At 73.7% G+C, this 2,647-nt stretch carries 3 protein-coding genes; all 3 read right to left on the bottom strand.

What is annotated here, in order from left to right; all coding sequences use genetic code 11:
* On the bottom strand, positions 1-556 hold a 556-nt coding region (locus ACTHMS_RS20635; RefSeq protein WP_440308540.1), incomplete at its 3' end, for a hypothetical protein.
* Positions 553-1,830, bottom strand: a complete 1,278-nt coding sequence (locus ACTHMS_RS20630) for a hypothetical protein (protein ID WP_440308539.1) — start codon at positions 1,828-1,830, stop codon at positions 553-555. The genes ACTHMS_RS20630 and ACTHMS_RS20635, both read right to left, overlap by 4 nt.
* The gene (locus ACTHMS_RS20625; protein WP_440308538.1) at positions 1,827-2,561 is read right to left on the bottom strand and encodes an ATP-binding cassette domain-containing protein; all 735 of its coding nucleotides are present in this window, start codon (positions 2,559-2,561) and stop codon (positions 1,827-1,829) included. The genes ACTHMS_RS20630 and ACTHMS_RS20625 overlap by 4 nt, the downstream gene beginning before the upstream one ends.
* Between the last annotated feature and the right edge of the window lie 86 nt (positions 2,562-2,647).

The following is a 2,647-nucleotide window of genomic DNA, read 5'->3' as shown; positions in this document are numbered from 1 at the left end:
TGAGCGCCTTGCCCGCGAAGTGGTCGGTCCACAGCAACCACGCCCACCGGTGCGGACGACCGGTGTCGGCGTCCGTGCCGATGACGTAGGTGACGGCGACGAGCACGAGCACGAGCACCCACGGCGGCATCGCCGTCAGGGTGATGGTCAGCAGTGCCAGTCCCAGCAGGGCCAGCCCGTTGAGGGTGATCTCCAGCGCCAGCCGGTCGGGGTGCACCGTGCCCGCGACGGCGTCGCCCACGACGACGAGCAGGGCGGCGCAGACCATCAGGTGCACCACCCGGGCCGACCGCAGCACGCCGCGGCTGAGCCACTCGACCTCGCTGACGTTGCGGGCCAGTCCTGGACCGACGGCGATCACCACGGTCAGGCCGATCACCGCCGGGAGCCGCAGCCGCTGATCCCCGTCGGACAGCAGCAGCGGGATCGTCCGCGGCGCGAGTGCGCAGAGCAGCACCAGCGCCGGGCCGACGAGCAGCGCGGTGATCCACACCCCGCGGGCGCGCCCGTAGAGCCCGATCACCCGACGCCAGTCGAGCACCTCGCCGCTGGTCACGACACCGGAGCCGGCATCGCCGACAGCGTGCACGAGTTCGCGGCATCGAGCACCTGCCGCAGCCAGGTCGTCCGCTTCGCGGCCGGCCAGGACTGCACGATCCGGACCTCGGGCACGGCGGCCACGCCGGCGTCAGGAGTGAGGCTCAGCAGCACGAGGTCGGCCGCGACCTGCAGGTCGCCGATCGTGGTGGCGAGGTCCTCGGACGCGTGCAGGTCGAGGCAGCGGCGGTCGATGATCAGATACGGCAGCGTGGCTTCGAGCTGATCGACCCTGCTGTCGAGGCCGTCGGCCTGCAGCACCATCGGCCGATCGGTACCGCCCGGGGTGTAGGCACCGGGTGTCGCCCCCGCCGGCACGACGACCAGTCGTGTCGGCAGCCGCGTCGCGCCCGCGGCGCGCTCGACGCCGATCGTGTCGGACGCCAGCGCGGTGAGCGTCGCGCGCAGCTGTTCGGCGTCCGCGGGCAGGCAGACCGCCGGCGCCGCCGACGCGTGCGAGCACCGCACGGCGACGGTCGTCGGCACGGTGAAGCGTTCCTGATCGGTGGACGCGAAGAACAGGACCGACGGCACCAGCAGGGCGACGCCGGCGAGTCCCGCGGTGAGCGCCGCCGCGTCCGGGCGGCGCCGTGTGATGGCGAGCGCCGCGACGGTGGCACCGACCAGCAGCACACCGACACCGGCGGCGATGTGCGCCAGGTCGAACGACGTGCGGGCGTGCAGGCCGACGAGGTTGGCCGTCGCGCCACCGAACTTGACCAGGGCGCGCGGCAGCACCGACACGGCGGGCAGTTGCACGACGAAGGCGAGCACGCCGATCACCGGTGCGGTGTACGGGGTGGGCAGCAGGAACCCGACGGTGGCACCGAGCGCGATGAAGCCCGCGAGCACGAAGAACTGCGGCAGGAAGTGGGCGGCGCTCCCGGCGACATGCGTGCCGAGGGAGGCGGTGTCGAGCACGGCGACGAGCACCGCGAGTGCCTGGGCCGAGAGCAGCAGGGTCAGTTCGCCGAGGAACACCGGCCACACCGCCCGCAGGCCGCGGCCCATCCTCGTCGCGTCCTGCATGTGCTTGACCTGGAAGCGCGCGTGCCAGGCCGCGATGGCGGCCGCGATCGGCCCGGTGAGGATGACGGTGCCCGCCGTCCAGTCCGCGGTCCAGAGCCAGTACCCGCGGAACTGCCCGTGGCGGCTGAAGATGAACGCCAGGCTCGCGGCGAGGAACAGCGGCCACACGTAGCGGGTCGGCTGCCGACGGACGTAGGCGATCACGACTCGTCCGGACCCATCATTGCGATCAGCGCCGCCTCGACCGAGGGTCGGACGCCGGTCGCGAGCAGCGATCCGCCGCGGTCGGTCAGCTCGTCGACCGTGCCGTCGAAGACCTTGTGCGTGCCGTTGAGGACGATGATCTGCTGGGCGATCGGGCCGACGTCCTCGAGCAGGTGCGAGGCGACGATCACGAGGCGGTCCTGGCCCAGCTCGCGGATGAGGTCGCGGAACCGCACGCGCTGCACCGGGTCGAGCCCGGCGGTCGGCTCGTCGAGCAGCAGCACGTCGGGCTCGGCGGCCAGCGCGCCGGCCAGGGCCACGCGCCGGAACATGCCGCCCGAGAGCTTCGAGGTGCGCGTGCGCGCGTGCTTCGTCATCCCGACGCGGGCGAGTGCGGCATCGGCGGCGACGGGCACCCGGCGCCGGGGGACACCGGCGAGCGCCGCCAGGTACTGCACGTACGCGTCCGCCCGCAGCAGCGGCGTCGCGCTCGGGGACTGCGGCAGGTAGCCGATCGACGCCGCGCCGCCGTCGCCGCCGCCGGTCGTCACCCGCCCCTGGTCCGGACGCAGCACCCCGGCCAGCAGGCGCAGCAGCGTGGTCTTGCCCGCCCCGTTCGCGCCCACCAGCCCGATCACGCCGTCCGCGGCGGTGAACGAGACGTCGTCCAGCACCTGCGTCGCGCCGTAGCGGAACGACAGATCCTCGACCGCCAGCTTCACACCGGTCATGCCCACCCTGTTCTCGTCGAGGGGGTCCCCCCCCGGGGTGCCCCGGGGGGGCCCCCGCCGCGCAGGCGAGCCCGCGCAGCGGGAGC

Origin of the sequence: Jatrophihabitans sp. (assembly GCF_051960575.1) — a bacterium.
Taxonomy (GTDB): Bacteria; Actinomycetota; Actinomycetes; order Mycobacteriales; family Jatrophihabitantaceae; genus JBQCEE01.
The sequence above is the reverse complement of the archived record's forward strand: the minus strand, read 5'-3'. Positions and strand labels throughout refer to the sequence as shown.

What these genes read in the sequence shown, in the direction of transcription:
- ACTHMS_RS20625 (WP_440308538.1), bottom strand. Translation starts at nt 2,561, where the DNA reads ATGACCGGTGTGAAGCTGGCGGTCGAGGATCTGTCGTTCCGCTACGGC.